The sequence below is a fragment of the Roseateles cavernae genome (genome assembly GCF_040187885.1).
GTDB lineage: Bacteria > Pseudomonadota > Gammaproteobacteria > Burkholderiales > Burkholderiaceae_C > Roseateles_E > Roseateles_E cavernae.
This window is the reverse complement of sequence record NZ_JBDPLH010000011.1, coordinates 108,607-134,439: the sequence shown is the minus strand read 5'-3', so window position 1 is coordinate 134,439 and position 25,833 is coordinate 108,607. Positions and strand designations below refer to the sequence as shown.

General features: G+C 69.5%; 25 protein-coding genes. 18 read left to right on the top strand and 7 right to left on the bottom strand.

The features are described 5' to 3' along the window. Positions 1-5: 5 nt before the first annotated feature. Positions 6-263, top strand: a complete 258-nt coding sequence (locus tag ABGI63_RS22630) for a hypothetical protein (RefSeq protein ID WP_349744791.1) — start codon at positions 6-8, stop codon at positions 261-263. Here the strand turns inward: ABGI63_RS22630 and ABGI63_RS22625 are convergent. Then, a complete protein-coding gene (locus ABGI63_RS22625) occupies positions 244-975 on the bottom strand; it encodes a helix-turn-helix domain-containing protein (protein WP_269840968.1) in 732 nt (243 codons plus the stop codon). The genes ABGI63_RS22630 and ABGI63_RS22625 overlap by 20 nt on opposite strands. Positions 976-1,153: 178 nt before the next feature. Between ABGI63_RS22625 and ABGI63_RS22620 the strand changes: the two genes are divergently transcribed. Continuing rightward, a complete protein-coding gene (locus tag ABGI63_RS22620) occupies positions 1,154-1,753 on the top strand; it encodes an outer membrane beta-barrel protein (RefSeq protein WP_349744788.1) in 600 nt (199 codons plus the stop codon). 62 nt (positions 1,754-1,815) lie between these two features. Here the strand turns inward: ABGI63_RS22620 and map are convergent, their stop codons facing one another. The 4 genes from map to scpC are packed head-to-tail and all read right to left on the bottom strand — an operon-like array spanning position 1,816 to position 5,750. Next, on the bottom strand, positions 1,816-2,562 hold the full coding sequence (map, locus tag ABGI63_RS22615; RefSeq protein ID WP_349744786.1) for a type I methionyl aminopeptidase: 747 nt from the start codon (positions 2,560-2,562) through the stop codon (positions 1,816-1,818). Further along, positions 2,559-3,263: a 2-C-methyl-D-erythritol 4-phosphate cytidylyltransferase gene (gene ispD / locus ABGI63_RS22610; RefSeq protein WP_349744784.1), complete on the bottom strand. Its 705-nt coding sequence runs from the start codon at positions 3,261-3,263 to the stop codon at positions 2,559-2,561. Before ispD ends, map begins: the two co-directional genes overlap by 4 nt. Positions 3,264-3,285: 22 nt before the next feature. Then, positions 3,286-4,227, bottom strand: coding sequence for a bestrophin family protein (locus ABGI63_RS22605; RefSeq protein WP_349744783.1), 942 nt, complete (start codon positions 4,225-4,227; stop codon positions 3,286-3,288). Continuing rightward, the gene (scpC, locus tag ABGI63_RS22600; protein ID WP_349744781.1) at positions 4,224-5,750 is read right to left on the bottom strand and encodes a succinyl-CoA:acetate CoA-transferase ScpC; all 1,527 of its coding nucleotides are present in this window, start codon (positions 5,748-5,750) and stop codon (positions 4,224-4,226) included. Before scpC ends, ABGI63_RS22605 begins: the two co-directional genes overlap by 4 nt. An 84-nt stretch (positions 5,751-5,834) precedes the next feature. Here scpC and ABGI63_RS22595 point away from each other — a divergent pair, with 84 nt between their 5' ends. Beyond that, on the top strand, positions 5,835-6,893 hold the full coding sequence (locus tag ABGI63_RS22595) for an RNA methyltransferase (RefSeq protein ID WP_349744779.1): 1,059 nt from the start codon (positions 5,835-5,837) through the stop codon (positions 6,891-6,893). 35 nt (positions 6,894-6,928) lie between these two features. Continuing rightward, the gene (locus ABGI63_RS22590; protein WP_349744777.1) at positions 6,929-8,725 is read left to right on the top strand and encodes a glutamine--tRNA ligase/YqeY domain fusion protein; all 1,797 of its coding nucleotides are present in this window, start codon (positions 6,929-6,931) and stop codon (positions 8,723-8,725) included. On the opposite strand, the gene ABGI63_RS22585 is transcribed toward ABGI63_RS22590, so the two are convergent. Continuing rightward, complete coding sequence (locus tag ABGI63_RS22585; protein ID WP_349744775.1) at positions 8,694-8,912, bottom strand: hypothetical protein; 219 nt, start codon at positions 8,910-8,912, stop codon at positions 8,694-8,696. The genes ABGI63_RS22590 and ABGI63_RS22585 overlap by 32 nt on opposite strands. Positions 8,913-9,038: 126 nt before the next feature. Next, positions 9,039-10,460, bottom strand: coding sequence for an ATP-dependent RNA helicase DbpA (dbpA, locus tag ABGI63_RS22580; RefSeq protein ID WP_349744773.1), 1,422 nt, complete (start codon positions 10,458-10,460; stop codon positions 9,039-9,041). Between the two features lie 152 nt (positions 10,461-10,612). Between dbpA and ABGI63_RS22575 the strand changes: the two genes are divergently transcribed. The 14 genes from ABGI63_RS22575 to ABGI63_RS22510 all read left to right on the top strand — a co-directional run bounded on the left by ABGI63_RS22575 (position 10,613) and on the right by ABGI63_RS22510 (position 25,831). After that, complete coding sequence (locus tag ABGI63_RS22575) at positions 10,613-11,881, top strand: efflux RND transporter periplasmic adaptor subunit (RefSeq protein WP_349744772.1); 1,269 nt, start codon at positions 10,613-10,615, stop codon at positions 11,879-11,881. 12 nt (positions 11,882-11,893) lie between these two features. Further along, positions 11,894-12,595, top strand: coding sequence for an ABC transporter ATP-binding protein (locus ABGI63_RS22570; protein WP_349744771.1), 702 nt, complete (start codon positions 11,894-11,896; stop codon positions 12,593-12,595). A gap of 19 nt (positions 12,596-12,614) precedes the next feature. Then, a complete protein-coding gene (locus ABGI63_RS22565) occupies positions 12,615-13,892 on the top strand; it encodes a TolC family outer membrane protein (protein ID WP_349744770.1) in 1,278 nt (425 codons plus the stop codon). 11 nt (positions 13,893-13,903) lie between these two features. Next, positions 13,904-15,217 carry an ABC transporter permease gene (locus ABGI63_RS22560; protein ID WP_349744768.1) on the top strand — a complete coding sequence of 438 codons (1,314 nt, stop codon included), beginning with the start codon at positions 13,904-13,906 and terminating at the stop codon, positions 15,215-15,217. Then, on the top strand, positions 15,214-16,452 hold the full coding sequence (locus tag ABGI63_RS22555; RefSeq protein WP_349744767.1) for an ABC transporter permease: 1,239 nt from the start codon (positions 15,214-15,216) through the stop codon (positions 16,450-16,452). The genes ABGI63_RS22560 and ABGI63_RS22555 overlap by 4 nt, the downstream gene beginning before the upstream one ends. 12 nt (positions 16,453-16,464) lie before the next feature. Further along, positions 16,465-17,796 (top strand): sigma-54-dependent transcriptional regulator, encoded by a 1,332-nt coding sequence (locus tag ABGI63_RS22550; protein WP_349744766.1) that lies wholly within the window; start codon positions 16,465-16,467, stop codon positions 17,794-17,796. Between the two features lie 10 nt (positions 17,797-17,806). Next, positions 17,807-19,177: a sensor histidine kinase gene (locus tag ABGI63_RS22545; RefSeq protein ID WP_349744764.1), complete on the top strand. Its 1,371-nt coding sequence runs from the start codon at positions 17,807-17,809 to the stop codon at positions 19,175-19,177. A 36-nt stretch (positions 19,178-19,213) separates the two neighbouring features. Next, positions 19,214-19,933 carry a class I SAM-dependent methyltransferase gene (locus ABGI63_RS22540; RefSeq protein WP_349744762.1) on the top strand — a complete coding sequence of 240 codons (720 nt, stop codon included), beginning with the start codon at positions 19,214-19,216 and terminating at the stop codon, positions 19,931-19,933. A 59-nt stretch (positions 19,934-19,992) separates the two neighbouring features. Beyond that, entirely contained in the window at positions 19,993-20,496 is a 504-nt protein-coding gene (locus ABGI63_RS22535; RefSeq protein ID WP_349744761.1) for a GrpB family protein, read from the top strand. Positions 20,497-20,585: 89 nt separating this feature from the next. Further along, a complete protein-coding gene (locus tag ABGI63_RS22530) occupies positions 20,586-21,371 on the top strand; it encodes an alpha/beta family hydrolase (protein WP_349744759.1) in 786 nt (261 codons plus the stop codon). Between the two features lie 117 nt (positions 21,372-21,488). Continuing rightward, positions 21,489-22,772, top strand: coding sequence for an alpha/beta hydrolase family protein (locus ABGI63_RS22525; RefSeq protein ID WP_349744758.1), 1,284 nt, complete (start codon positions 21,489-21,491; stop codon positions 22,770-22,772). A gap of 4 nt (positions 22,773-22,776) precedes the next feature. After that, positions 22,777-23,307 (top strand): GNAT family N-acetyltransferase, encoded by a 531-nt coding sequence (locus ABGI63_RS22520; protein ID WP_349744757.1) that lies wholly within the window; start codon positions 22,777-22,779, stop codon positions 23,305-23,307. A gap of 68 nt (positions 23,308-23,375) precedes the next feature. Further along, entirely contained in the window at positions 23,376-24,314 is a 939-nt protein-coding gene (gene lhpI, locus ABGI63_RS22515) for a bifunctional Delta(1)-pyrroline-2-carboxylate/Delta(1)-piperideine-2-carboxylate reductase (protein ID WP_349744828.1), read from the top strand. Next, positions 24,311-25,831: an MFS transporter gene (locus ABGI63_RS22510; protein WP_349744756.1), complete on the top strand. Its 1,521-nt coding sequence runs from the start codon at positions 24,311-24,313 to the stop codon at positions 25,829-25,831. Before lhpI ends, ABGI63_RS22510 begins: the two co-directional genes overlap by 4 nt. Positions 25,832-25,833 lie beyond the last annotated feature (2 nt).

The following is a 25,833-nucleotide window of genomic DNA, read 5'->3' as shown; positions in this document are numbered from 1 at the left end:
CCGCCATGACACTGACCAAGCTGCTCCTCCCCCCCGCCCGCTGGCCGGCCACACTGCGGCTGCGCCGCCGCCATGGCCTGCTGCTCAGCGGGGCCTTGCTGGCGCTGATGGCCTGCAGCAGTGCCGAGCGCGCGGGCCAGCTGCCCTGCCTGAAAGCGCAGCTGGGCCGCTTCAGCGCCAAGCTCGTGCTGAGCTGGCATTGCAAGGCCGACAGCGCACCGGCCGGCCCCAGCGTCCCCAGGCTCAGCGCCGCATCGCGGTGAACTGCGAGAACTCCCAGGAGCGCAGCCCCAGCAGCAAGGTGTAGCCGTCGCGCAGCGCCGGCTGCAGGCGCTGGTCGTCCTGGTGCAGGCGCGCCAGCTCGGCGGCCAGCTGCTGGATCTTCTGCACCAGCTCCTGTGCGCTCGGGTCGGACAGCCGGCCGTGCACGCACAACATGGTCTCTCCGGGTCCGTCGAAGCGGCCGGCGAAATAGTCGCCGACCACATGCTGGCGCATCAGCTGCTGGACCGGCCCGTCGGGCAGCCAGCGGAACGCGCGCGAGACGCGCAGCCGGTAGCGGTTCAGCGGCTTCAACTCGATCAGCGCGAGACGGTCCAGCTTGAGCAGATAGCCGATGCATTCGGCCTCGCTGATCGCATAGGTCTCGATGATCTGCTCCAGGGTCCAATGCCCGAGGCAACAGGTCGCCACCATCAGCAGCTTGGCATCGGCCACCAGCGCTCGCTCCTGGGCCAGGGTCAGCGTGTCGGACTGCGGCGCCGCATCGGCCGCCTGGCGCAACACATCCTCCAGCGCCACACCGATCACCTTGCAGACCTGGGCCAGGCGCGACAAGCTCATATCGCCTTGCGAGAACATGCGCTTGATGCTGGACTCGCTGAGATCAAGCCGCTCGGCCAGGCCGCGATAGGTCATATTGGCCGCGCGCATCTCGCTGCGCAAAACCTGCAACAACAGCTCCGGACTGCTCATCTCCACCCTCCCCGCCCTGGTCTTGCATGGGCACAAGTATCGTTTTTCGCCACACAGCGGACCGAACTATGCCACTTGCCAGAGTCAACTGGCAGTTTCCCGAAGCCCCAAGGACACTGCGTTCCGTCGTGAACCCGCAGCGGGTCACAGGCAGAACAAACCCAAGGAGTAGTGCCCCATGAAATCCCCCGTTCGCTATGCTTTCGCCGCCTTCGCCACAGCCACCGCCTTGCTGGCCGCCGGCGCCGCCTCGGCCCAGTCGTCCAGCAACACCGGCCCGAGCATGTATGCCGGCGCCAGCCTCGGCCTGTCCAACAAGTACGACATCGGCTGCCAGACCGGCGTCAAATGCGACAAGTCCGCCAAGACCGGCGGCAAGATCTTTGGCGGCTATATGTTCGACGAGACCTTCGGCGTCGAGGCGATGGGCTTTGGCATCAAGAGCGGCATCGGCAGCCTGAAGAACCAGGCCAATGTGCTGGTGCCTGGCGCGGTCAATCTGCGCGGCCTGGGCGTCAGCGGTGTGGCCGCCTACAACGCCGGCCCCTTCGCGCTGAAGGGCCGTCTGGGCGTGGCCTACACCCAGGCCAAGTCCTACGCGGGTGCCACGAGCAAGAAGTCCAGCATGCAGCCGCTGATCGGCGCCGGCGTCAGCTATGCGCTGACCGAGCAGATCGCGCTGAATGCCGATTGGGACCGCATCTCGGCCAAGTACGGCAGCAACAAGGTCAAGACCCATGCCGATATGTTCTCGGTGGGCCTGAGCTACAAGTTCTGAGCCTGCGCTGAGTGCAAGTCAAACGCCCCGCATGCGGGGCGTTTCTCATGGCGTGGTGAGCGTCAGTGACGGGTCACGACCAGCGGCGCGCCGCGGGTCACGATCAGGGTGTGCTCGAACTGGGCCGACAGATTGCCCTTGATGCCCGACAGGGTCCAGCCATCGGCCTGCTCGTCGACCATCGTGCTCTTGGTCGACAGAAAGGGCTCGATCGTGATCACCATGCCCTCGGTCAGCACGCGGGTGTCGCTGGCGTCAAAGTAGCCGGGGATGTATTTGGGCTCCTCATGCAGCGAGCGGCCGACGCCGTGGCTGCACAGGTTCTCGATGATCTTGAAGCGGTGGGCCTTGGCGACCCGCTCGATCGCATGGCCGATGCGATTCAGCCTGGCGCCGTGGCGCACCTCCTTCAAGGCCTGCTCCAGCGCATAGCGGGCGGCGAACACCAGCTGGGTCTTGGTCGGCGTGGTCGGCGGCACGACGCGGGTACCGCCGGTGTCGGCGAAGTAGCCACCCAGCTCGGCCGAGACATCGATATTGACGACATCGCCCTTGGCGATCACGCGGTCACCGGGGATGCCGTGTGCGGCCTGCTCGTTGATGCTGATGCAGGTGGCGCCGGGGAAGTTGTAGCTGGTGGCCGGGGCCGACCTGGCGCCGAACTCGGCCAGCCACAACGCGCCCATCTCGTCGAGCTCGCGCGTCGTGATGCCCGGCTTGATCGCATCGAGCATGCGGTTCAGCACGCTGGAAACAGCATGGCCGGCGGCCTTCAGGCCGGCGATATCGGCGTCGGTTTCTACGGTCATGTTCGGGTCCTTAGCAGGCGTTCGGCCAGGGCGAAATCCGCCGGCCAGGTGACTTTGAAATTCTCCATCGGGCTCTCGACCAACAGCGGCTGGTGGCCCAGCGCCTCAACGGCACTGGCCTCATCGGTGATGCCCTCGCCGCCGCCGGCCAGGGCCGGCTTCAGCAGGCCCAGGCGAAACATCTGCGGCGTCTGCGCGGCCCATTTGGCGCTGCGGTCCACCGTGTTCATCACGCGGCCGTGGCTGCTCTGCTTCAAGGTGTCGGCCAGCGGCATCGCCAGCAGGCCGCCGACCTCGTCATCGGTACAGGCCGCGATCAAGGCTTGGACCCATTCGGGCCGCAGCAGGCAGCGCGCCGCGTCATGCACCAGCACCCAGTCATGCGCCTGGGCGCCGCGCGCCAGCAACTCGTCGAGACCGTTGGCAACGCTCTCGGCCCGGCTCGCACCGCCGCAGCGCGCCACCCAGCCGTCGAAGCCCGGCACCGCGGCCTCGAACTGATCATCCTCGGGCGACAGCACCACCAGCGTGGCGGCAAGACCTGACACTTTGGCCAGCGCCTCCAAGGTGTGGGCCATCATCGCCCGCCCCGCCAGCGGCACATACTGCTTCGGGCCATCGGCGCCCGAGCGCACGCCGACGCCGGCGGCCGGCACCAGCGCATAGCAGCGCGGCTGCAGGCCTATTGCGTAATTGCTCATCGCGGCATTTTAAGCGGGGGGCTCACATCAAGCAGTAATCGACCGGCTGCAGCGCCGGCGGCGGCGCAGCATCGCCCAGGGCCTGGCGCATATCGATCTCGATGCTGCGGCAGATCGCGTCCAGCGGCAGGTCGTTGGACAGCAGGCCGAACGGTTCCTCGATCTCGTCACCCAGCGCATCCAGGCCGAAGAAGGTGTAGGCCACGATGGCGACGACGAAGGGCGTCATCGGGCCGATGCTGTCGACCAGGCCGAAGGGCAGCAGAAAACAGTAGAGGTAGGCGGTGCGGTGCAGCAGCAGGCTGTAGGAAAAAGGCAGCGGCGAGCTCTTGATGCGCTCGCAGGCCGCGCCGGCGGCCGTGATCGCCGACAGCGTGGCATCGAGCTGGGCCGCGCGCACGCTGTCCACCAGCCCCTGCTCGCGGGCCTGTTTCAGGTCGGCCCCCATGGCCAGCATCAGCGCGGCGGACTTGTTGACCGCCGGGGTCAGGGCTTGCCATTCGGCCGGCCGCAGCCAGGCCTGCACCTCGCCGGCGCGGTCCTGCGTGCCGCGCAGCTGGTGCTTCAGCGCCTGGGCAAAGGCGATGGCGCGCAGGATCAAGCGGGTCCGCACATCATCCAGCTGGCCCAGCATCGGCTGCCCCGGCAGATCGATCAGGCTGAGCGCCTGGCGGGCCAGGTTGCGGCTGCGCAGCAGCAGGTCGCCCCAGAGCTTGCGCGCCTCCCAGTAGCGGTCGTAGCAGGCGTTGTTGCGAAAGCCCAGGAAAATCGCCAGCGGCAGGCCCATCAAGGTGAACGGGATCGTCGTGACGATGACCTTGTGCTCGAAGAAGATGCCGTGCGTGACGGTCACCAGCACCGCTAGCGCGATATTGGCCAGCAGCGGGCCGCGGATCTGTTTCAGGATGGAGCCGCGCAGCACGAAGAACAAGCGCAGGCCCGAAGGGCGGTCTCGGACGATCATGGCTGGCCGCGCATCGTGCCATCGCGCAGATAGCGGGTGTGCCAGGCAAAAGCCTCGTGCAGCAGATGCGGCGTGTGCAGGCCCGGTGCGCTGAGCCGGGCGCGCGCCACATAGTCGCGCAGCGCCGGGCGGTAGTCGGGATGGGCGCAGCGCTCGATCACGAGGGTCGCCCGCTCCTTGGGCGACAGGCCGCGCAGATCGGCCAGGCCCTGCTCGGTGACGATGATCTGCACATCGTGCTCGGTGTGGTCGACATGCGAGACCATGGGCACGATGCAGGAGATCGCACCGTCCTTGGCGGTCGAGGGCGTCATGAAGATGGACAGATAGGCGTTGCGGGCAAAGTCGCCCGAGCCGCCGATGCCGTTCATGATGCTGCTGCCCATGATGTGGGTGGAGTTGACGTTGCCGTAGATGTCGGCTTCTATCATCGCGTTCATCGCGATCAGGCCGAGGCGCCGTATCAGCTCGGGGTGATTGCTGATCTCCTGCGGGCGCAGCAGGATGCGCGAGCGGTAGAACTCGATATGGGCTTCGAACTCGGCCGCTGCGGCCGGGCTCAGCGACAGCGCGGTGGCCGAGGCAAAGCTCAGCTTGCCCGAACGCAGCATCGCCAGCATGCCGTCCTGCAGCACCTCGGTATAGGCCGTCAGCCCCTCGAATGGCCCTTCGTTGAGCCCGTCCAGCACCGCATTGGCGATATTGCCGACGCCCGACTGCAGCGGCAGCAGGGCCGGCGTCAGGCGCCCGCGCTCCACCTCCTGCTGCAGGAACTCGATCAGATGGCCGGCAATCGCCCGCGAGACCGCATCGGGCTCGGCGAAGACGCTGTTGCGGTCGCCCTGCCCGGTCTCGACCACGGCCACCACCTTGCTCGGATCGCAGCGCAGCCAGGGCTCGCCGATGCGGTCGCTGACCTGGGTCAGCGGGATCGGCACCCGGTGCGGCGGCCGCTCGGTGCCGTAATAGATGTCGTGCATGCCCTCCAGCGCGGCCGGCTGGCGGTGATTGACCTCGAGGATGATCTGGTCGGCCTGGTCCAGCCAGGTCTTGTTATTGCCCACCGAGGTGGACGGGATCAAGCGGCCGTCCGGCAGGATGCCGGCCACCTCGATCACCGCGACGTCCAGCTTGCCGAAGAAGCCGAACCAGACGTACTGGGCCACATGGCTGAGGTGGATGTCGGTGTACTCCATCTCGCCGGCATTGATGCGCTTGCGGCTGGTCGGGTCGGACTGGTAGGGCAGGCGCATCTCGACGCCGTTGACCTTGGCCAGCGCGCCGTCAAGCTCGGGCGCGGTCGAAGCGCCGGTCCACAGGCCGATGCGGAACTCCCGCCCGGCGGCGTTCTCGGCGGCAATGCGCGCGGCCAGCGCCTGCGGCACGGCCTTGGGATAGCCGGCACCGGTGAAGCCGCTCATGCCCACATGGGCACCGGCCGGTATCAGCGCGGCGGCAGCCTCGGCCGACATCAGGCGCTGCAGCAGCAGCGGGTTCTGGATACGAGAGACAGAAGAAGGCATGGAGGACAATCGGGCAGCGGCGGCAATGCCGCGCAGCTTAGCCCAATATCAGGGTTAACACTGACTCCCCTGGCAATTCTCGCGATGCGCATTCAAGACATTCAACACCGGCTGCACGCCCTGGGCGCCAAGCCGCCCCATGTGCAGCGGCTGCTGCGGCACTGGGTCCAGGCCCTGCCGCTGGACCAGGGCCGGCGCGCCATCGAGGACTTCCTGCCGCTGACGGTGCGCGAGGTCTTGCCGGCGCTGATGGCCGAGCTGCAAGGCCTGGCCCGGCTGCGCTCCAGCCACCCCGGCGAGGACGGCTCGGCGCGGCTGCTGGTCGATCTCGTCGATGGCCAGATGATCGAGAGCGTGCTGCTGCCGCGCGACGGGCTGTGTGTGTCCAGCCAGGTTGGTTGCGCGGTCGGCTGCCAGTTCTGCATGACCGGGCGCGACGGGCTGATCCGCCAGGTGACAAGTGGCGAGATCGTCGCCCAGGTGGCACTGGCGCGCACCCTGCGACCGGTCAAGAAGGTGGTCTTCATGGGCATGGGTGAGCCGGCCCACAACCTCGACAACGTCGTCGAGGCGATCGAGTTGCTGGGCACGGCCGGCAATATCGGCCACAAGAACCTGGTGTTCTCGACCGTCGGCGACCCGCGCGTCTTCGAGCGCCTGCTGGAAGGTCCGGTCAAGCCGGCGCTGGCGCTGAGCCTGCACACCAGCAAGCCGGCCTTGCGTGAACAGCTGCTGCCGCGCGCGCCGCGCCTGACGCCGCAGCAGTTGGTCGACGCCGGCGAGGCCTATGCCCGCGCCAGCGGCTATCCGATCCAGTACCAATGGACCCTGCTGGACGGCATCAATGATGGCGAGGACGAGTTGGACGGCATCGTCGCGCTGCTGAAGGGCAAGTTCGGCCTGCTGAACATGATTCCCTACAACAGCGTGCCCGAGCTGCCCTTCACCCGCCCCAGCTGGGACAAGGCCCGGGACATCGCCCGGCGCCTGCACCAGCGCGGCGTGCTGACCAAATTGCGCGATTCGGCCGGTCAGGATGTCGATGGCGGCTGTGGCCAGCTGCGCGCCCGGGCCGAGGCGCCCATCCGACTGCTGGGCCGCAAGATCGCGATCCAGCCTGCCGATAAAATCGCCCACCAATAACACCAACCCCGACAGCGCCCGCGCGCTGCCCCCCGATGTCCCAGCCCGACGAAACCCTGAAACCCCATAACTTCCTGCGCGCCATCATCGAGCGCGATCTCGAAGGCCAGGGCCAGCTGCAGGGCGAGCGCCGTTTTGCCGGCAGCCCGGGCGATGCCCTGCACCATGGCGCCGGCCCGCTGGATCCGGCCAAGATCCGCACCCGCTTCCCGCCCGAGCCCAACGGCTATCTGCACGTCGGCCATGCCAAGGCCATCTGCCTGAACTTCGGCCTGGCGCGCGACTATGGCGGCATCTGCCATCTGCGCTTCGACGACACCAACCCGGAGAAGGAAGAGCAGGAGTACGTCGACGCGATCAAGGAGATGGTGGCCTGGCTGGGCTGGAGCTGGGATGCCGAGTCCGAGGGCAAGACCACCTCGCATCTGTTCTACGCCAGCGACTACTTCGACTTCATGTACCGCGCGGCCGAGCACCTGATCACGGCCGGCGACGCCTATGTGGACGAGCAGACGCCGGAACAGATGCGCGCCAACCGCGGCGACTTCACGACACCCGGCACCAACAGCCCCTTCCGCGAGCGCACGCCCGCAGAGAACCTGGCGCGCTTCCGCGAGATGCGCGACGGCAAGCATCCGGACGGCGCGATGGTCTTGCGCGCCAAGATCGATATGGCCTCGCCCAATATCAATCTGCGTGACCCGGCGCTGTACCGTATCCGCCGCGCCACCCACCACAACACCGGCGACACCTGGTGCATCTACCCGATGTACACCTACGCCCATCCGATCGAGGACGCGCTGGAGCGCATCACCCACTCGATCTGCACGCTGGAGTTCGAGGACCAGCGGCCCTTCTACGACTGGCTGCTGGAGCACCTGGCCGATGGCGGCCTGCTGGCCCGCCCGCTGCCCCGCCAGTACGAGTTCGGCCGCCTGAACCTCAGCTATGTGGTCACCAGCAAGCGCAAGCTGCGCCAGCTGGTCGAGGAAGGCCATGTGAGCGGCTGGGACGACCCGCGCATGCCGACCCTGGTGGGCATGCGCCGGCGCGGCTACACGCCCGAGAGCATCCGCGCGATGGTGGACGGCTCCGGCACCACCAAGACCAATAGCTGGCTGGACTACTCCGTGCTGGACGGCTATCTGCGCGCCGATCTGGAAGGCAAGGCGGCGCGCGCCAGCGTGGTGCTGGAGCCGCTCAAGCTGAAGCTGACGAACTTCACCGAGATCTTCGGTTCCATCGAGCACCGCGAGCCCTGCCACGCCCCGGCCCACCCGCATCTGCCCGAGCTGGGCCAGCGTGACTTCACCTTCGGCCCCGAGCTGTGGGTCGAGCGCGAGGACTTCATGGAGGTGCCCAGCAAGGGCTACCACCGCCTGTTCCCCGGCAACAAGACGCGGCTCAAGTACGGCTATGTGGTCGAGTGCACGGGCTGCGAGAAGGACGCGGACGGCAACATCACAGCCGTGCTGGCAACCATCGTTCCCGACACCAAGAGCGGCACGCCAGGCGCCGATGCAATCAAGGTCAAGGGCGTGATCACCTGGGTGGGCGCCCACGAGGCCGTCGCGGCCGAGGTGCGACTGTACGACCGCCTGTTCACCGTGCCGCAGCCGGGCGCGGGCGATATCGACTTCATCACCGAGATCAACCCGAACAGCTGCAAGATCGTCCAGGCCTATCTGGAGCCCTCACTGGCCGCCGTGCCGGCCGACACCCACTTCCAGTTCGAGCGCCACGGCTACTTCATCGCCGACTCGGTCGACCACAAGGCTGGCCAGCCGGTCTTCAACAAGGTCACCGGGCTGAGGGACGGCTGGGGCAAGTAAGGAGCACGGCGGGAGTCGCGTACTCCCGCCCGATCACGGTGCGGGCAAACAGATAGTTGGTCAGCGCCCGCGGGCTCAGCTGGTCCAGCGCCACATTGCCGCGCTCGTCGCAAGGAAAGGCCAGGGCCTTGCCGGTGTCGAAAAGTGACTGAAAACGCAGTTCGAAGGGGCTGCGTGAGCTGTCCATGATGGGCTCCTGAGGCGTTGCACGGATCAAGCCTAGGCGGCCCCACGCGGACTGCGCGTGCAAAGGTCTCGTTTCAGCGCCCCGGCTCCTGCGATCGGGGGATGGAACGCCAGCTATTCACGCCGCTTACAGCTCCGCCAGGTCCGCCATGCGCCGCACCTTGACCTTGCGGCCCTTGAGCTTGCCGTTGGACAGGCGCACGACCGCTTCGCGGGCGATGCTGCGCTCGACCGCCACATAGCTGTGGAACTCGGTCACATTGATCTTGCCGATCTGCTCGAAGGCATAGCCGGCCTCGCCGGTCAGCGCGCCGACGATATCGCCGGGGCGGATCTTGTCCTTGCGGCCGCCGAGGATCTGCAGGGTCTCCATCGGCGGTTGCATCACCGGGCCGGGCGTGGGCGTCAAGGTGTCCAGCGACTGCCAGTTCGACTCCTTGCCCAGCATCTGTTCGATGCGGCCGATGCGGCCCATCTCATCCAGGCTGGCCAGGGTCAGCGCCAGGCCCTCAGCGCCGGCCCGGCCGGTGCGGCCTATGCGGTGCACATGGACCTCGGCATCGGGCGTGGTGTCGACATTGATCACGCACTCCAGCTGCGCGATGTCCAGGCCGCGCGCCGCCACATCGGTGGCCACCAGCACCGAGCAGCTCTTGTTGGCGAACTGGATCAGCACCTGGTCGCGGTCGCGCTGCTCCAGATCGCCGTGCAGGGCCATCGCGACAAAGCCCTGGCCCTGCAGCACATCGACCAAGTCTCGGCATTGTGCCTTGGTATTGCAGAAGGCGATCGTGCTGGCCGGGCGGAAATGATTCAGCAGCAGCGACACCGCATGCAGGCGCTCGCTCTCGGCCACCTCATAGGCCAGCTGGCGGATCTGCGCCGGAGCCCGGGTCACATCGGTGGCGCCGAGTTTCACTTCCTTGGGCTCGCGCATGAACTGGCGGCTCAGCTCGAGGATGGCCTCCGGATAGGTGGCCGAGAACAGCAGGGTCTGGCGGGTCTTGGGCGCCTGCTTGGCGATGGTCTTGATGTCGTCGATGAAGCCCATGTCCAGCATGCGGTCGGCCTCGTCGAGCACCAGGGTGTTCAGCTTGCCCAGGCTCAGGCTGCCGCGCTCCAGATGGTCCATCACCCGGCCCGGCGTGCCCACCGCGATATGGCAGCCAAAGCCCAGGCTGTCCATCTGGGGCTTCATCGGCGAACCGCCGCACAGGGTCAGGATCTTGATGTTGTCGGCCGCGCGCGCCAGCCGGCGGATCTCCTGCGTCACCTGCTCGGCCAGCTCGCGGGTCGGGCACAGCACCAGGGTCTGCACGCGCAGGTCCGCCGCGTCCAGCCGGTGCAGCAGTGACAGCGCGAAGGCGGCGGTCTTGCCGCTGCCGGTCTGGGCCTGGGCGATCACGTCCTGGCCGGCCAGGGCCAGCGGCAGGCTGGCGGCCTGGATCGGGGTCATCTGGGTGTAGCCGAGCTGGGCCAGATTGGCCTGCATCGCGGGGCTCAGCGGCAGCTGGGCAAAGGAGAGCTTGTCGTTTTGGGGGGCGTTCATCGACGGATTATCCCCTGCCCGACTGTCCGCCGGCCGTCCGGACAGCTGTCCGCGGACACCGAAGCAGTCCATGCCCCGCGCATTAAGTCATTGATTTTCAATAATTTCCCCCTTCACCAGCGGCAGGCACGGGCTTTGCAATCAAGAGCGGCATGATCCGCGACACCTCCGCCCAAGACCGTCCCCTGCCAAGCCGCTCGGGCCGACGCCGCCTGCTGATGCTGGCCCTGCCCTTGATCGCCCTGGCGGCGGCCGTGGCCGTCTGGCCTTCGGTGCAACGCCTGGCCGCCGGCCAGGCCTCGGTCAGCCTGTCGCGCCTGACCGTGGCCACCGTGGCCCTGGGGCCGCTGGTGCGCGATGTGGCCGGCGAGGGCCGGGTCGTCGCGGCCAACAGCCCGACCCTCTATGCCCCGCAGGCCGGCAGCCTGAGCCTGGAGGTGCGCGCCGGCGACGGCGTCAAGCGCGGCCAGCTGCTCGGCCGCATCGCCAGCCCCGAGCTGAGCGCCCGCCTGGCCCAGGAGCAAAGCAATGCCGACGCGATGCGCACCGAGCTGCTGCGCGCCGAGGTCCAGGCCCGCCAGCAGCGCGCCGCGCTGCAAAGCGCCTGGGAGAACGCCAAGATCGACCGGCAGACGGCGCAGAACCATCTGGCCCGCCAGACCCAGGCCTTCGAGGCCGGCGCGACCGCCGGCATGCAGGTCGAGCAGGCGCGCGACGCGCTGGAGAAGGCGCGCATCACGCTGGCCCATGCCGAGTCCGGCCTCGGCCTGACCGAGGACAGCCTGAAGTTCGATGTCCAGGCCAGGCGCCAGGCGCTGGAACGCCAGAGCCTGCTGGTGCAGGACCTGCGGCGCCAGCTCGCCGAGCTGGAACTGCGCTCGCCGGTGGACGGCCAGGTGGGCCAGCTGCTGGTGGCGCAGCAGGCCCAGGTGGCGCGCGACGCGCAGCTGCTGACCGTGGTCGACCTCTCGGCGCTGGAGCTGCAGATGCAGGTCGGCGAGAGCTTTGCCCGCGAGCTGGCGATCGGCATGCCCGGCGAGATCAAGGGCAACGGCCGCAGCTGGCGCGGCCGGGTCAGCAGCATCTCGCCCGAGGTGGTCAACGGCGAGGTCGCGGCGCGGCTGCGCTTTGACGGCGAGGCGCCGGAGCAGCTGCGCCAGAACCAGCGCCTGTCGGTGCGCGTGCTGCTGGACCAGCGCGAGCAGGTGCTCGGCGTCGCACGCGGCAGCTTTGCCGACGAGGCCGGCGGCACCCATGCCTATGTGCTGCGCGAGGGCGTGGCCGAGAAGGTGGTGGTGCGCCTGGGTGCGCGCAGCCTCGACAAGATCGAGATCCTGGCCGGCCTGAAGGCAGGCGACCGGGTCGTGATTGCCGGTACCGACGCCTTCCAGGGCGCGGACCGGGTGACGATTGCCAACTGAAGGGACACAAGAATGCTCAAGATGACCGGCCTGGCCAAGGTCTACCGCACCGAGATGGTCGAGACCTATGCGCTGCGCGACTTCAATCTGACCGTCAGGGAGGGCGAGTTCGTCGCCGTCACCGGCCCCTCGGGCTCGGGCAAGACCACCTTCCTGACCATTGCCGGCCTGCTGGAAGCGCACAGCAGCGGCCGCTACGAGCTCGACGGCGTCGACGTCAGCGGCCTCGGCGACGCGCAGCGCTCGCGCCTGCGCAACGAGAAGATCGGTTTCATCTTCCAGGCCTTCAACCTGATCGGCGACCTCAATGTGGCCGACAACATCGAGGTGCCGCTGCGCTACCGCGGCTTCAACAGCGCCGAGCGGGCCCAGCGGGTGCGCGACTCGCTGGAGCGGGTCGGCCTGGCCTCGCGGGCCCGCCACTACCCGGCCGAGCTGTCGGGCGGCCAGCAGCAGCGCGTCGCGATCGCCCGCGCGCTGGCCGGCGGCCCGCGCCTGCTGCTGGCCGACGAGCCGACCGGCAACCTCGACAGCCAGATGGCCCGCAGCGTGATGGAGCTGCTGGAGGAGCTGCACCGCGAGGGCGCCACCATCGTGATGGTCACCCACGACCCCCAGCTGGCCGCCCGCGCCCAGCGCAATGTGCATGTGATTGACGGCCAGGTGGTCGACATCACCAGCGATCTGTCGGCCCTGGAACGTCATGCGGCCTAAGACCGGAACACTGTTTCTGATGATGCTGGCGCTGACGCCAGGTCTTGCCGGGGCCGCCGAGGATCTGCTGCAGGCCTATGCCCAGGCCCGCGCCAGCGACCCGGTGCTGGCCGCCGCCGAGGCCGCGCGCGGCGGCGTCCGCGAGGAGCTCGGCCAGGCGCGCGCGCCGCTGCTGCCGCAATGGACGCTGGCGTGGACCCAGGAGCACCAACGCCTGGCGGGCGGCAGCGAGCAGCGCTCGCGCGAGCTGCAGCACCGCATCAGCCAGGTGCTGCTGGACTTCGCCCGCATGGCCCGGCTGCGCTCGGCCCAGGCCCGTGACGAGGGCCAGCAGGCCCTGCTGCAGGCGGCCCGGCAGGCCTTGCTGGTGCGGGTGGCCCAGGCTTACTTCGGCGTGCTGAGCGCCAGCGACGCGCTGGCCACCGTACAGGCCAATGAAGACGCCTTCGCCCGCCAGGTCCAGCAGGCCCAGGCCCGCTTCGCCGCCAGTCTGGGCGCCCAGGTCGATATCGAGCAGGCCCGCACCTACCACGCCCTGGCCCGCGCCAACACCGTGGCGGCGCGCAAGGCCCTGCTCGACGCCCGCGAGGCCCTGGCCGAGATCACCGGCAGCCCGCCCGGCCCTCTCAAGCCCCTGGCTCAGGACCTGGCCGCGCTGCCGCCCGAAGCGGCCGAGCGCGAGGCCTGGGTGACGCAGGCGCTGCGCGACAACCCGGCGCTGCGCGCCGAGCAACTGGCCCTGTCCGCCAGCGAGCAGGCGCTGGACGCGGCCCGCGCCGCCCATCTGCCGACCCTGAGCCTGGCGCTGGAGAGCGGCCGCCACTGGCCGCAAAGCTTGGGCGCCGGCGCGGGCGCTGGTTCGGGCCGCAGCGACACCACGCTGGGCCTGAGCCTGAGCCTGCCACTGTTCGCCGGCGGCGCCACCGAAGCACAGCGCCGCCAGGCCGCCTACCAGCGCGACGGCGCCCGCGAGGCGCTGGAGCAGCGCCGCCGCCGCGTGGTGCGCGAGACGCTGGCGCAGTTCGACGCGGTGCAGCTGGGCGCCGCCCAGATGGACAGCACCCGCAGTGCGGTCGAGGCCGCCGGCCGGGCCCTGGCCGCCACCCAGACCGGCCAGGAGCTGGGCACCCGCAGCATGACCGATCTGCTGCTCGCGATCCAGAACCAGGCGGCCGCCCAGGGTGCTTACTCCCAGGCCCGCCACCAGTATGTGCTGGCCCGCCTGCAACTCCGGCAGGCGGCGGGGGCCATCGACGAAACCCACTTGGCGGCCGTCAACACGCTGCTGCAGGAGTGAAGGAAGACATCATGTTCAGCTACTACCTCTCCCTGGCGCTGCGCAGCTTCAGGCGCAGCAAAGCCCTCAGCGCGCTGATGGTGATCGCGATCGCGCTGGGCGTCGGCGCCTGCATGACCACCTTGACGGTGTTCCGCGTGCTGGCCGGCGACCCGATCCCGCACAAGAGCGCGCGGCTCTTCAATGTGCAGCTCGATGCCGAGGGCATGCGCGACTACACGCCCGGCGAAGAGCCCGGCCTGCAGCTGACCCGCTTCGATGCCGAGGCCCTGCTGCGCGAGGCGCGCGGCGTGCACCAGGTGATGATGAGCGGCGGCGATGTGGCGCTGGACCCGGCCGGCTCGGGCCGCCCCGAGCAGACCCCGTTCAACGTGCGCGCCCGCTGGGCCAGCAGCGATTTCTTCGCGATGTTCGAGCCGCGCTTTCTGCAGGGCCAGGGCTGGAGCGCCGCCGATGACAGCGCCCAGGCCCGCGTCGCGGTGATCTCGCGCGAGCTCAGCGAGCGTCTGTTCGGCAGCAGCATGAGCGTCGGCAAGCTGCTGCGCATCGGCGACAAGGACCTGACCATCGTCGGCGTGCTCGACAGCTGGCGCCCGGCGCCCCACTTCTTCGACCTGACGCTGGGCGCCTATAGCGAGGCGGCCCAGGTCTATGCGCCGTTCCAGACCGCGGTGGCGCTGCGCTTCGGCACCTCGGGCAATACCAATTGCTGGGGCAACAGCAGCGTCAACGACCCGCGCGAGCTGAACGCTCCCTGTGCCTGGGTCCAGTACTGGGTCCAGCTCGACACGGCCGAGCAGCGCGAGGCCTACCGCAGCCATCTGAACCACTACAGCGAACAGCAGCGCAGCGCCGGGCGCTTCGAGCGGCCCGCCAATGCCCGCCTGCTGTCGGTGATGGACTGGCTGCTGGTGCGCAAGGCCGTGCCCAGCGACATCCGGCTGCAGCTCTGGCTGGCCTTCGGTTTCCTGCTGGTCTGCCTGACCAACACCGTCGGCCTGCTGCTGGCCAAATGCCTGCGCCGCAGCGGCGAGATCGGCGTGCGGCGCGCGCTGGGGGCGTCCAAGCGCGCAATCTTCGCGCAGTTCCTGGTCGAGGCCGGCAGCCTGGGTCTGGTCGGCGGTCTGCTGGGCCTGGCGCTGACCTGGGCCGGGCTGTGGGCCGTGCGCCAGGATGGCAGTGCCCATGCCGAGCTGGCCCGGCTCGACCCGGTCATGCTGGCCACAACCCTGGCCCTGGCCCTGCTGGCCAGCCTGATCGCCGGCCTGCTGCCGGCCTGGCGGGCCTGCCAGATCACTCCCGCAATCCAGCTGAAGGCTCAATGATGGACATCCTGCCGATTCTCTCGACGCTGAAGCGCCACAAGACTGCGGCCGGCCTGATCGTGCTGCAGATCGCGCTGACCTGCGCCATCGTCGCCAACGCGCTATTCCTGATCAGCGAGCGCCTGGACCTGATCGGCGCGCCCACCGGCATGGCCGACCAGGAGCTGCTGGTGATCGGCATGGCCGGCGTCGTGCGCGCCGACAATGCCGAGGTGCAGACCCGCAGCGATCTGCGCGCGCTGCGCGACCTGGCCGGCGTCAAGAGCGCCGTGCTGGTCAACCAGATTCCCTTCGGCGCCAGCTCCTACGGCAGCGGCCTGCGCACCACGCCCGATCCCAACAAACGCGGCATCAGCGTCAGCGCCTACAACGCCGGCGAGGGCTGGCTGGAAACCCTGGGCCTGCGCCTGGTCGAGGGCCGCGACTTCGAGCCGGCCGAGTATGCCGATGCCTCGGCGGTGTTCCGCGACGACGCCGAGCCCAAGGTGCCGGCCGTCATCATCAACCAGCGCCTGGCCGAACGCCTGGTGCCGGGTCGCTCGGCACTGGGGCAACTGGTCTATCTCTACGGTCCGGATGCGCCGCAGCGCGTCGTGGGCGTGCTGGAGCGGCTGCCCTCGCCCTATCTGCGAGGCCGCGACGAAACCGACCTGCACGCGGTGATGCTGCCGATACGCAGCAGCTACCGCGGCGGCAGCTATGTGCTGCGCGTCGCCCCCGAGCAGCGCGACGCGGTGCTGAAGACCGCGGTCGATACCCTGGTCAAGGGCAGCGTCGGCACCAAGCGAGTGGTGCGCAACCAGCGCAGCCTGGCCGATATGCGCGCCGACTACTACCGCCAGGACCGCTTCATGGTGGGCCTGCTGCTGGCGGTCTGCGCGGCCATGCTGGTGGTGACGGCCTTCGGCATCGTCGGCCTGGCCAGCTTCTGGGTGCAGCAGCGCAGCCGCATGATAGGCACGCGCCGCGCCCTGGGCGCCAGCCGGGCTCAGATCCTGCGCTATTTCCAGACCGAGAACTTCCTGCTCTCCAGCATAGGCATCACGCTGGGCATGGCACTGGCCTACGGCATCAATCTGCTCCTGATGACGCAGTACGAGCTGCCGCGCCTGCCGCTGCTCTACCTGCCCATCGGCGCGCTGCTGCTGTGGGCCCTGGGCCAGCTGGCCGTGCTGGGCCCGGCGCGCCGCGCCGCGGCGCTGCCGCCGATGCTGGTGATGCGGGGGCTGAATTAAAGTCCGCTCCCAATGCGCACCGTTCTGATCATCGATGACCACCCCGGCGTGGGCGAGGCCCTGGCCCTGCTGCTCTCGCTGCACGACATCCGCGCGCTGGTGGCGCCGGACCCGGCCCAGGGCCTGGCCCTGCTCGAACGCGAGGACGTGGACCTGGTGATACAGGACATGAACTTCCAGGCCGACACCACCTCCGGGCTTGAGGGTCAGGTCTTGTTCAAGGCGCTGCGTGCGGCCCGGCCCGACCTGCCGGTGATACTGCTGACCGCCTGGACCCATCTGGAGAGCGCGGTGGCCCTGGTCAAGGCCGGGGCCGCCGACTACCTGGCCAAGCCCTGGGACGACGCCAAGCTGCTGGCCACGGTGGAGAACCTGCTGGAGCTGGCCGAGAGCAGCCGCGCCCTGCACAGCGGCCGCCGCGAGCGGCGCCGCCGGCACGAGGCGCTGGCCGGCCGCTACCGGCTCGACGGCCTGGTGTTCGCGTCCGACGCGATGCTGCGCTGCCTGGAGCTGGCCTGCCAGGTGGCCCGCTCGGCGGCGCCGGTGCTGATCACCGGCCCCAATGGCAGCGGCAAGGAGCGGGTCGCGGCCATCGTGCATGCGAACTCGGGCCTGACCGACGCACCTTTTGTCGCGGTCAACTGCGGCGCCCTGCCCGGCGAGCTGATCGAGGCCGAGCTGTTTGGCTCCGAGAGCGGCGCCTTCACCGGCTCGACCCGGGCCCGCGAGGGCCGCTTCGAAGCGGCCGACGGCGGCACGCTGTTTCTCGACGAGATCGGCAACCTGCCGCTGGCCGGCCAGGTCAAGCTTCTGCGCGTGCTCGAGACCGGCCGCTTCGAGCGCCTCGGATCGAGCCGCACGCGCGAGGTCAAGGTCCGCGTGCTAAGCGCCACCAATGCCGATCTGCGCGCGATGGTGCGCGCCGGCAGCTTCCGCGAGGACCTGTACTACCGGCTCAATGTCATCGAGATCGCGCTGCCGGCCCTGGCCGAGCGCGGCGAGGACATCCTGCCGCTGGCCGAGCATTTTCTGGCCGGGCGCGCCACGCTCAGCGAGGGCGCCCGTGCCGCGCTGCTGGCCCATGCCTGGCCCGGCAATGTGCGCGAGCTGAAGAATGTCATCGAGCGAGCCGCCCTGCTGGCCGGCGGGCAGACCATAGGGCCGGAGCTGCTGGCCCTGCCGGCGCCGGCGGCCCACCGCAATCTGGACGAGCCCAGCCGCGAAGCCGTGCAGGCCGCGCTGAACAGCGCCGGCGGCGTGGTCAGCCGCGCGGCCCAGGCGCTGGGCCTGTCGCGCCAGGCCCTCTATCGGCGCATGGAGCGCTACGGCATGGACGCGGCCTGATGTGGCTGAAATGACGCGGCTGAACACGCTGGCCATGCGGCTGACGCTGGGCCTGGTCGCCACGGGCCTGGGCACGCTGGCCCTGCATGCCGGCCTGAGCGTCTGGCCGCTGCCGCAGCTGCTGGCCCTGCTGGGCCAGCCCGCGTTGAGCGCGCCGGCCGCGCTGGCGCTGACCGCGGCGCTGCTGCTGCCGCTGGCCTGGTTGATCGCCCATGGGCTCAGCGCGCCGCTGGCGCGCCTGCTGCGTGCGCTCGAGGGCGCGGTGCTGAGCTATCGCGACGGCGAGTTCGGCAGCTCGATCGCAGCCGATGCGCCCGGCGCCAGCATCGAGATGCAGGCGCTGATGCGCCTGCACCAGGAACTGGGCCATGCGCTGCGCGAGCAGCGCCAGCACCTGGCCCAGCGCGAGCTGCTGCTGGACACCGTGGTGCAGAACACCCCCGTCGCGTTGGTGCTCAGCGATGCCGGCGAGCGCGTGGTCTATGCCAATATCGCCGCCCGCCAGCTGCTGGCCGAGGGCCGCAGTATCCAGGGCGCGGACTTCAGCGCGCTGCTAGCCGAGGCGCCGGCCGCGCTGCGCGAGGCCATGCAGACCCAGCAGGACGGCCTGTTCAGCCTGGAGCTGGACGGCGCCGAGGAGAGCTTCCATCTGTCGCAGCGCGAGTTCCGTCTGCAGGGCCGACCGCACCGCCTGCGCCTGCTGCGTCGCATGACCCGCGAGCTGTCGCGCCAGGAGGTGGCGAGCTGGAAGCGGGTGATACGGGTGATCAGCCACGAGCTGAACAACTCGCTGGCGCCGATCTCCTCGCTGGCCCACAGCGGTGCCGAGCTGGCGCGCCGGGGCGGTGCCGAGCACCTCGCCCGCCTGCCCGGCGTGTTCGCCAGCATCGGCGACCGCGCCCGCCATCTGCACCAGTTCCTCGACGGCTATGCCCGCTTCGCCAAGCTGCCGGCGCCGCAGCCCGCCGAGGTCGACTGGGCCACCCTGCTGGAGCGCCTGGGCGCGCACTACAGCTTCCACCTGAACGGCGCGCTGCCGCAGCGGCCCGGTCACTTCGACGCGGCGCAGATCGAGCAGGCCTTGATCAACTTGCTGAAGAACGCCCACGAGGCCGGCGGCCCGCCCGAGGCCATCACGCTGGGCGTTGCCCATGAGGGTCAGGACTTGCGCCTGACCGTCTCCGATGGCGGCCCCGGCATGAGCGAGACCGTGCTGAGCCAGGCCCTCTTGCCCTTCTACTCGACCAAGCGCAGCGGCTCCGGCCTGGGCCTGGCCCTGGCCCGCGAGATCGCCGAGGCCCACGGCGGGCGCATCGCGCTGAGCAACCGTCGCGATGGGGGCTTGAGTGTGGTGCTGAGTTTGCCGCAGCAGCCGGGCTGATCTCTTGCAAGTCCTGTCAAAGCCCAGCGCCACACCATGAACTTCCTTCAGCATCCGCAATCCCCAGCCGAGCTCGCCGCCCTCGACGCGCTGCTGGCCGACCGGCACAGCGCCTGGTGGGACGGCTTCTACGCTGACCGGGCCAGGCCGGTGCCCTTCTTCGGCAGCGCGCCGGACGAGTGTCTGCATGAATGGCTCGCAGACGGCCTGATCGCGCCGCGCGGCACGGCGCTGGATCTGGGTTGCGGCAATGGGCGCAATGCCGTCTTGCTGGCGCGCTCGGGTTTCGCCGAGGTCACAGCGGTCGATTATTCGCAGGCGGCGATTTCCTGGGCCACGCAGCGCGCAAGCGAAGCCGGTGTCAGCCTGCGGCTGCAGCAGACCTCGGTCTTCGACCTCGAGCTGGCACCCGGTGGCTACGACCTGGTCTATGACTCGGGCCTGTTCCATCACCTGCCACCGCACCGCCGGGACAGCTATCTGCAGCTGGTCGCCGCCGCCCTGAAGCCGGCCGGGCACTTCGGCATGGTCTGCTTTCGGCCCGAGGGCGGCAGCGGCCTGTCGGATGCCGAAGTCTATGAGCGCCGCAGCCTGGGCGGCGGGCTCGGCTATAGCGAGCCCGCGCTGCGCGAGATCTGGGAAGGCAGCACATTGTTTCGCATCCGCCAGCTGCGCCAGATGAAGCCGCAGCGGCCGGCTGAAAGCGGGCTGTTCGGCGAGGGCTTTCTGTGGGCCATGCTGGCGCAGAGGCAATGAGCAACGATCTGCGGGAGTGGACCCAGTGACCGACGATGAATCGCTGCAACAGGCCATCGATGATGGCGGTGAGCCTGCGGCCCTATGACCCGAACTGGCCCGTGCTTTTCGAGGCCGAGCGGCAGCGACTGCTGGCCTTGTTTCCCGACCTGCTGCTGGATGTGCAGCACTTCGGCAGCACCGCTGTCGAGGGCATGAGCGCCAAACCCATCATCGACATCCTGGCCGGTGTGGCCTCGATGGCCGTGGCCGACTCGCTCGTCGACCCGCTGACCCGCAGCGGCTACACGAGCTCGGCCGAGTTCAACGCCACACTGTCGGACCGCCGCTGGCTGATGCGGCATGCGCAGGGCCGCCGGACCCATCACCTGCATCTCGTGGTCCTCGGCGAAGCCGTCTGGCGCCAGCGCCTGCACTTTCGGGATGCGCTGCGGGCCGACCCGAAGCTGGCGGATCGCTACCTCGCGCTGAAAGGCCGGCTGGCGCTGCAGCATGCAGCTGATCGGGAGCTGTACACCCAGGCGAAGGCCGAGTTCGTAGCCGCCGTTTCGGGTGGTGGATGAGCCCAGCCTTCGCACGGAGAATCGCACAGAGCAGGAGCTCCCGCCTCAGGTCCCCGCCTGTCAATGACACCTTCTCAAGCTGCCCACCGATGAAAACGCGTCGACTCGCCACAGGCCTCGCCCTGATGCTGGCCCTCACCTTGTCCGTCAATGCACAAACACTGACGGCACGCACACCACGCGGTGCCACGCTCCAGGTCCAGGCCGACTTCCCTGCTGGCCCCGGGCCGTTCCCGGCTGTGGTGCTCGCCAGCGGCACCGGCTATCACATGGCCCTGCCCGTCCTGGAGCAAAGCGCGCGCCGCCTGAACGTTGCAGGTATCGCGGTCTACCGTTTCAACTGGGCCTACTTCAGCCCCTCCGACGGCAAGCCCGGGCGGCCTTCCGAGGATCTGAGTCTTGAGCTGGAGGACATGGCCAGCGTGCTCGCGCTGGCGCGAGCCGATGCCCGCGTCGACAAAGGCCGGATCTCGGTCGGCGGCAAGTCGATGGGCTCGGTGGTGGCCTGGCGCACCTTGCGCGCCGACCCGGCCCTGCGCAGCGGACTCTTCCTGACGCCCATCTGCAGCCCCCAGGCCAAGGACGAGACCATGCCACACGGAGTGGCCGAGGCCAACTATCCGGGCCTGGCCGAGGAGTCGCGGCCGACGAGCTTCATCGCCGGGGACCGCGATCCGCTGTGTGCACCGGCCTTTCTTTACCGCTTTGCGGCCTTGAATGCCGGTGGCAAGGCGCGTGTCGCGGTGATAGGCGGCGATCACAGTTTCGAGACGCAGGCCAAGGCCACGGCGAAGGGGGCGATCGCTCATGCACGCAACATCGCCGCAGCGGCCCAGGGTGCCGCCGACTTCGTCGCGGAGTTCTCGGTCGATTGATAGGCAAGGCGGGCGCGCCCGCTATTCGTCACCAGGGCACCGCACTTCATCGCACCGATGCCCACCGGCCGGCACAAGCCAGCCACACTGGCCTCCCGCGTTGACCACAGCTTCGCCATGACGACCTCCGCCGCCACTCTGCTGCTGAGCAGCCTCGCCGCTTTCTCCACCACGACGGCGCTGGCCGCCTGCCCGGCCGGCATCTACGGTGACGCGACGCCCGAGCGCGTCGTCGTCACCGACACGCCGCAGGGCGCGACGGCGCAGCGCTATGTCTTTGTCGACGGCCGCCGGGGCGGCGTCGGCGCGGCGGGTGCACTGCTGCGCTGCACGACCGAGGGGCTGCAGGTGCGTAGCGGCGGCGCGGGCGCCGAGGGCTGGCAGATCTGGCCGCGAATCGACTACCGGCAGACGGCCCTGCGCTTCAAGAGCCAGGGTAGCGAGCTCGCCGGCATGCTGATCGAGCCGCCCGATGCCGCCACGACGCGACCGCCGCTGACCGTCCATGTGCATGGCTCGGAGAAGACCGCAGCTGTAGGCTCGGCCTATCCCTATCTGCTGGCCTCGCAGGGCATGTCGGTATTCGTCTACGACAAGCGCGGCACCGGCAGCTCCGAGGGCCAGTACACGCAGAACTTCGAGCTGCTGGCCGAGGACGCAATGGCCGCCGCGGCCGAGGCGCGCCGGCTCGCGGCGGGCCGGTATGGCCGCTTCGGCTATGCCGGCTTCAGCCAGGGCGGCTGGGTCGCGCCGCTGGCCGCGCGGCGCAGCGGCGCCGACTATGTGGTGGTGGGTTTCGGCCTGATGCTCTCGCCGCTAGAGGAGGACCGCGACCAGGTGATGGCCGAGCTGCGTGAAGCCGGCTATGGCCCGGCCACGCTGGCCAAGGCGCGCGAGCTGACCGAGGCCACCGGGGCGCTGGTGGCCTCGCACTTCAGCAGCGGCTATCAGCGGCTGGCGACCTTGAAGCGGCGCTATGCGAAGGAACCCTGGTTGGCCCAGATCAAGGGCGAATTCACCGGCGCGCTGCTGGCCAGCGACGAGGCGACGCTGCGCCGGCTCGGCCCGGCCCTGCACGACAATCTGGGCCTGATCTGGCACTACGACGCGATGCGCGAGCTGCGTGCGCTGCAGGCGCCGCTGCTGTGGATCATGGCCGGGGCCGACCGTGAGGCTCCCGGCGAGGTGACACGCGAGCGCCTGGGCCGGCTCAAGCGCGAGGGCAAGACCATCAATCTCTATCTCTTCCCCGACACCGACCACGGCATGTGGGAGTTCACGCAGGCGGCCGACGGCAGCCGCCACTACACCCAGGTGACCGAGGGCTACTACCGCCTGATCGGCGACTGGGTGATGGGGCGCCGCTCGGCCCCCTATGGCCGTGGCCAGCAGCTGTTCTGAGCCGATGCGAACCCTCGAGACCGAACTGCTGCGCCTGGAGCCGCAAGTCCGGGCCCATGCGCCCGAGATGTTTGCGCTGCTCTGCGACCCGGCCATCTACGCCCACGAGAATGCGCCGCCGAGCTCGCTGGCCTGGCTGAGCGAGCGCTTTGCCTGGCTGGAGAGCCGGCAGTCGGCGGACGGCCAGCAGCTGTGGCTCAACTGGGTGATACGGCTGCGGCCCAGCGAGGAGCTGGCCGGCTATGTGCAGGCCACCGTCTACCCCGACGGCCGCGCCGCCATCGCCTATGAAATGGCCAGCCGCTTCTGGGGCCGTGGCCTGGCCCATGCGGCGGTCAGCCTGATGCTGGACGAGCTGGCCGGGCACTACCGGGTGCAGCTGCTGACGGCCGTGCTGAAGAAACCCAATGTCCGCTCGCTGCGCCTGCTGCAGCGCCTGGGCTTCACGCCCGCCGATGCGGACCTGGGCGCGCTGTGCGGTGTCGAGCCGGACGAATGGGCGATGTGCCGCCCAGCGCCCGGCGCTTCGCGCTGAGGCCCGGCTGCTGACAAATCCAGGCGGGGCCGGGGCGAGAATGCGCCGGCAACAGCAGGACGATGATGATCCAGACCTTTGACGACCATGCCACCCGCCGCGCCCTGGCCTTTGCGCCGCTGATCGCAGCGCTGGAGCGCCTCTTCATCAGCGGCTGCGAGGTGCCACCGCGCCATGTGCACAGCATCGCCGGTGAGCAGGGTCAGGGCTCGCTGACCACGCTGATCATGCCGGCCTGGCTGCCGGGCCGCTACCTGGGCATCAAGACCGTCAATATCGCGCCGGGCAACACGGCGCTGGGCCTGCCCGGCCTGTTCTCCAGCTATCTGCTGTATGACGCCAGCACCGGCCGGCCGCTGGCCAGCATGGCCGGTGACGAGATTACCTCGCGCCGCACCGCCGCCGCCTCGGCACTGGCGGCATCAAGGCTGGCCCGGCCGGATGCGCGCAGCCTGCTGGTGGTCGGCGCCGGCCGGGTGGCCGCCCTGCTGCCCGAGGCCTATCGCGCCGTGCTGCCCACCCTCGAACGGGTGCGGGTCTGGACACGCCGGCCCGAGGCAGCGGCGGCCTTGGCCGGGCAGCTCGGCGCGGGCATCGACATTGAGGCGGTGCCGGACCTGGCCCGCGCGGTGGCCGAGGCCGACATCGTCAGCTGCGCCACCCTCGCCACCGAGCCGCTGATACGCGGCGAATGGCTGCGCCCCGGCAGCCATCTGGACCTGATCGGCAGCTTCACCCCGGCCATGCGCGAGGCCGACGACGCCTGCTTCGCCGGCGCCTCGCTATGGGTCGATACCGACGAGGCGCTGCGCAAGAGCGGCGATCTGTTGCAGCCGCTGGCCAGCGGCGTCATCAGCCCCGACCATGTGCGCGGCGACCTGGCCGCGCTGTGCCGGCTGCGCAGCGGCCGGCACAGCGCCAATGAGCGCACGGTCTTCAAATCGGTCGGCAGCGCGCTGGAAGACCTGGCCGCCGCGATGCTGGTGTACGAACAAGAAGCGCCATGAACCCCATCGATACCGCTCCCCCCAAAGCCGGCCGCCGCGAATGGACCGGCCTGGCCGTGATCGCCCTGCCCTGCCTGGTCTACTCGATGGACCTGACGGTGCTCAATCTGGCCCTGCCCTCGCTCAGCACCGAGCTCAAACCCTCGGCCTCCGAGCTGTTGTGGATCGTCGACATCTACGGCTTCATGGTGGCGGGCTTTCTGATCACCATGGGCACCTTGGGCGACCGCATCGGCCGGCGCAAGCTGCTCTTGATCGGCGCGGCCGCCTTCGGTCTGGCCTCCATCATCGCGGCCTTCTCGAACAGCACCGCGATGCTGATCGCGATGCGGGCTCTGCTGGGCGTGGCCGGCGCGACCTTGGCGCCATCGACCATGTCGCTGATACGCAATATGTTCCACGACCCGCAGGAGCGCCAGTTCGCGATCGGCATCTGGATCGCCAGCTTCTCGGTCGGCGCGGCCGTCGGCCCGCTGGTCGGTGGCGTGCTGCTGCAGTTCTTCTGGTGGGGCTCGGTGTTTCTGGTCGCGGTGCCGGTGATGCTCTTGCTGCTGCTGCTGGGCCCCAGCCTGCTGCCCGAGTATCGCGATCCGGACGCCGGGCCGCTGGACCTGCTCAGTGCGGCGCAGTCGCTGCTGGCCGCGCTGAGCCTGGTGCTGGCGCTGAAGTGGACGGCCGAGCATGGCCCCAGCTGGCCGGCGGCCGCACTGCTGCTGGGCGGGCTGGCCATCGCCTGGGCCTTTGTGCGGCGCCAGCGCCGGCTCAGCTATCCGCTGCTGGACCTGAAGCTGTTCGCGCTGCCGCGCTTTTCGGCCGCGATCACGGCTTACGGCCTGTCCTGCCTGGCGATGATGGGGGTCTATATCTTCATCACCCAGTATCTGCAGCTGGTGCTGGGCCTGGCGCCGCTGCAGGCCGGCCTGGCCACGCTGCCCTGGGCCCTGTCCTTCGTCGCCGGCTCGTTGCTGGCGCCGCGGCTGGCCCGGCACTGGCCACCGGTGGCCGTGGTGGTGTGGAGCCTGGTGGTGGCGGCGCTGGGCTTCGGCCTGGTCGGCCTGGCCAGTGGCGGCCTGCTCTGGCTGATACCGGGCACCATCGTGATGAGCCTGGGACTGGCGCCGGTGTTCACGATAGGCAATGAAATGATCATCAGCTCGGCACCGCCGGAGCGGGCCGGCGCGGCCTCGGCGATCTCGGAAACCGTCTCGGAATTCAGTGCCGCGCTCGGCGTGGCGGTGTTCGGCAGCCTGGGCGGCCTCTATTACCGGGCCCAGCTCGCCGGCGCGCTGCCGGCCGGCCTGTCGGCGCGCGAGGGCGAGGCCAGCCTGGCCACGCTGGGCGGCGCCATCGCGGCGGCCGAGGCCCTGTCCAGCCAGCACGGCGGCCAGGCCGGCGAGCAGCTGCTGGGCGCGGCCCGGGCCGTCTTCACCGAATCGCTGCAGCTCAGCGCGATGGCCGGCGCGCTGCTGGTGCTGGTGGCCAGCGTGCTGGCGGCGCGCATCTTCAGGGGCAGATAGCC

Bases quoted from the DNA above. Each gene is read 5' to 3' on its own strand.
- ABGI63_RS22630 (WP_349744791.1), top strand. From the start codon at position 6: ATGACACTGACCAAGCTGCTCCTCCCCCCCGCCCGCTGGCCGGCCACA.
- ABGI63_RS22625 (WP_269840968.1), bottom strand. From the start codon at position 975: ATGAGCAGTCCGGAGCTGTTGTTGCAGGTTTTGCGCAGCGAGATGCGC.
- ABGI63_RS22620 (WP_349744788.1), top strand. From the start codon at position 1,154: ATGAAATCCCCCGTTCGCTATGCTTTCGCCGCCTTCGCCACAGCCACC.
- map (WP_349744786.1), bottom strand. From the start codon at position 2,562: ATGACCGTAGAAACCGACGCCGATATCGCCGGCCTGAAGGCCGCCGGC.
- ispD (WP_349744784.1), bottom strand. From the start codon at position 3,263: ATGAGCAATTACGCAATAGGCCTGCAGCCGCGCTGCTATGCGCTGGTG.
- ABGI63_RS22605 (WP_349744783.1), bottom strand. From the start codon at position 4,227: ATGATCGTCCGAGACCGCCCTTCGGGCCTGCGCTTGTTCTTCGTGCTG.
- scpC (WP_349744781.1), bottom strand. From the start codon at position 5,750: ATGCCTTCTTCTGTCTCTCGTATCCAGAACCCGCTGCTGCTGCAGCGC.
- ABGI63_RS22595 (WP_349744779.1), top strand. From the start codon at position 5,835: ATGCGCATTCAAGACATTCAACACCGGCTGCACGCCCTGGGCGCCAAG.
- ABGI63_RS22590 (WP_349744777.1), top strand. From the start codon at position 6,929: ATGTCCCAGCCCGACGAAACCCTGAAACCCCATAACTTCCTGCGCGCC.
- ABGI63_RS22585 (WP_349744775.1), bottom strand. From the start codon at position 8,912: ATGGACAGCTCACGCAGCCCCTTCGAACTGCGTTTTCAGTCACTTTTC.
- dbpA (WP_349744773.1), bottom strand. From the start codon at position 10,460: ATGAACGCCCCCCAAAACGACAAGCTCTCCTTTGCCCAGCTGCCGCTG.
- ABGI63_RS22575 (WP_349744772.1), top strand. From the start codon at position 10,613: ATGATCCGCGACACCTCCGCCCAAGACCGTCCCCTGCCAAGCCGCTCG.
- ABGI63_RS22570 (WP_349744771.1), top strand. From the start codon at position 11,894: ATGCTCAAGATGACCGGCCTGGCCAAGGTCTACCGCACCGAGATGGTC.
- ABGI63_RS22565 (WP_349744770.1), top strand. From the start codon at position 12,615: ATGATGCTGGCGCTGACGCCAGGTCTTGCCGGGGCCGCCGAGGATCTG.
- ABGI63_RS22560 (WP_349744768.1), top strand. From the start codon at position 13,904: ATGTTCAGCTACTACCTCTCCCTGGCGCTGCGCAGCTTCAGGCGCAGC.
- ABGI63_RS22555 (WP_349744767.1), top strand. From the start codon at position 15,214: ATGATGGACATCCTGCCGATTCTCTCGACGCTGAAGCGCCACAAGACT.
- ABGI63_RS22550 (WP_349744766.1), top strand. From the start codon at position 16,465: ATGCGCACCGTTCTGATCATCGATGACCACCCCGGCGTGGGCGAGGCC.
- ABGI63_RS22545 (WP_349744764.1), top strand. From the start codon at position 17,807: ATGACGCGGCTGAACACGCTGGCCATGCGGCTGACGCTGGGCCTGGTC.
- ABGI63_RS22540 (WP_349744762.1), top strand. From the start codon at position 19,214: ATGAACTTCCTTCAGCATCCGCAATCCCCAGCCGAGCTCGCCGCCCTC.
- ABGI63_RS22535 (WP_349744761.1), top strand. From the start codon at position 19,993: ATGATGGCGGTGAGCCTGCGGCCCTATGACCCGAACTGGCCCGTGCTT.
- ABGI63_RS22530 (WP_349744759.1), top strand. From the start codon at position 20,586: ATGAAAACGCGTCGACTCGCCACAGGCCTCGCCCTGATGCTGGCCCTC.
- ABGI63_RS22525 (WP_349744758.1), top strand. From the start codon at position 21,489: ATGACGACCTCCGCCGCCACTCTGCTGCTGAGCAGCCTCGCCGCTTTC.
- ABGI63_RS22520 (WP_349744757.1), top strand. From the start codon at position 22,777: ATGCGAACCCTCGAGACCGAACTGCTGCGCCTGGAGCCGCAAGTCCGG.
- ABGI63_RS22510 (WP_349744756.1), top strand. From the start codon at position 24,311: ATGAACCCCATCGATACCGCTCCCCCCAAAGCCGGCCGCCGCGAATGG.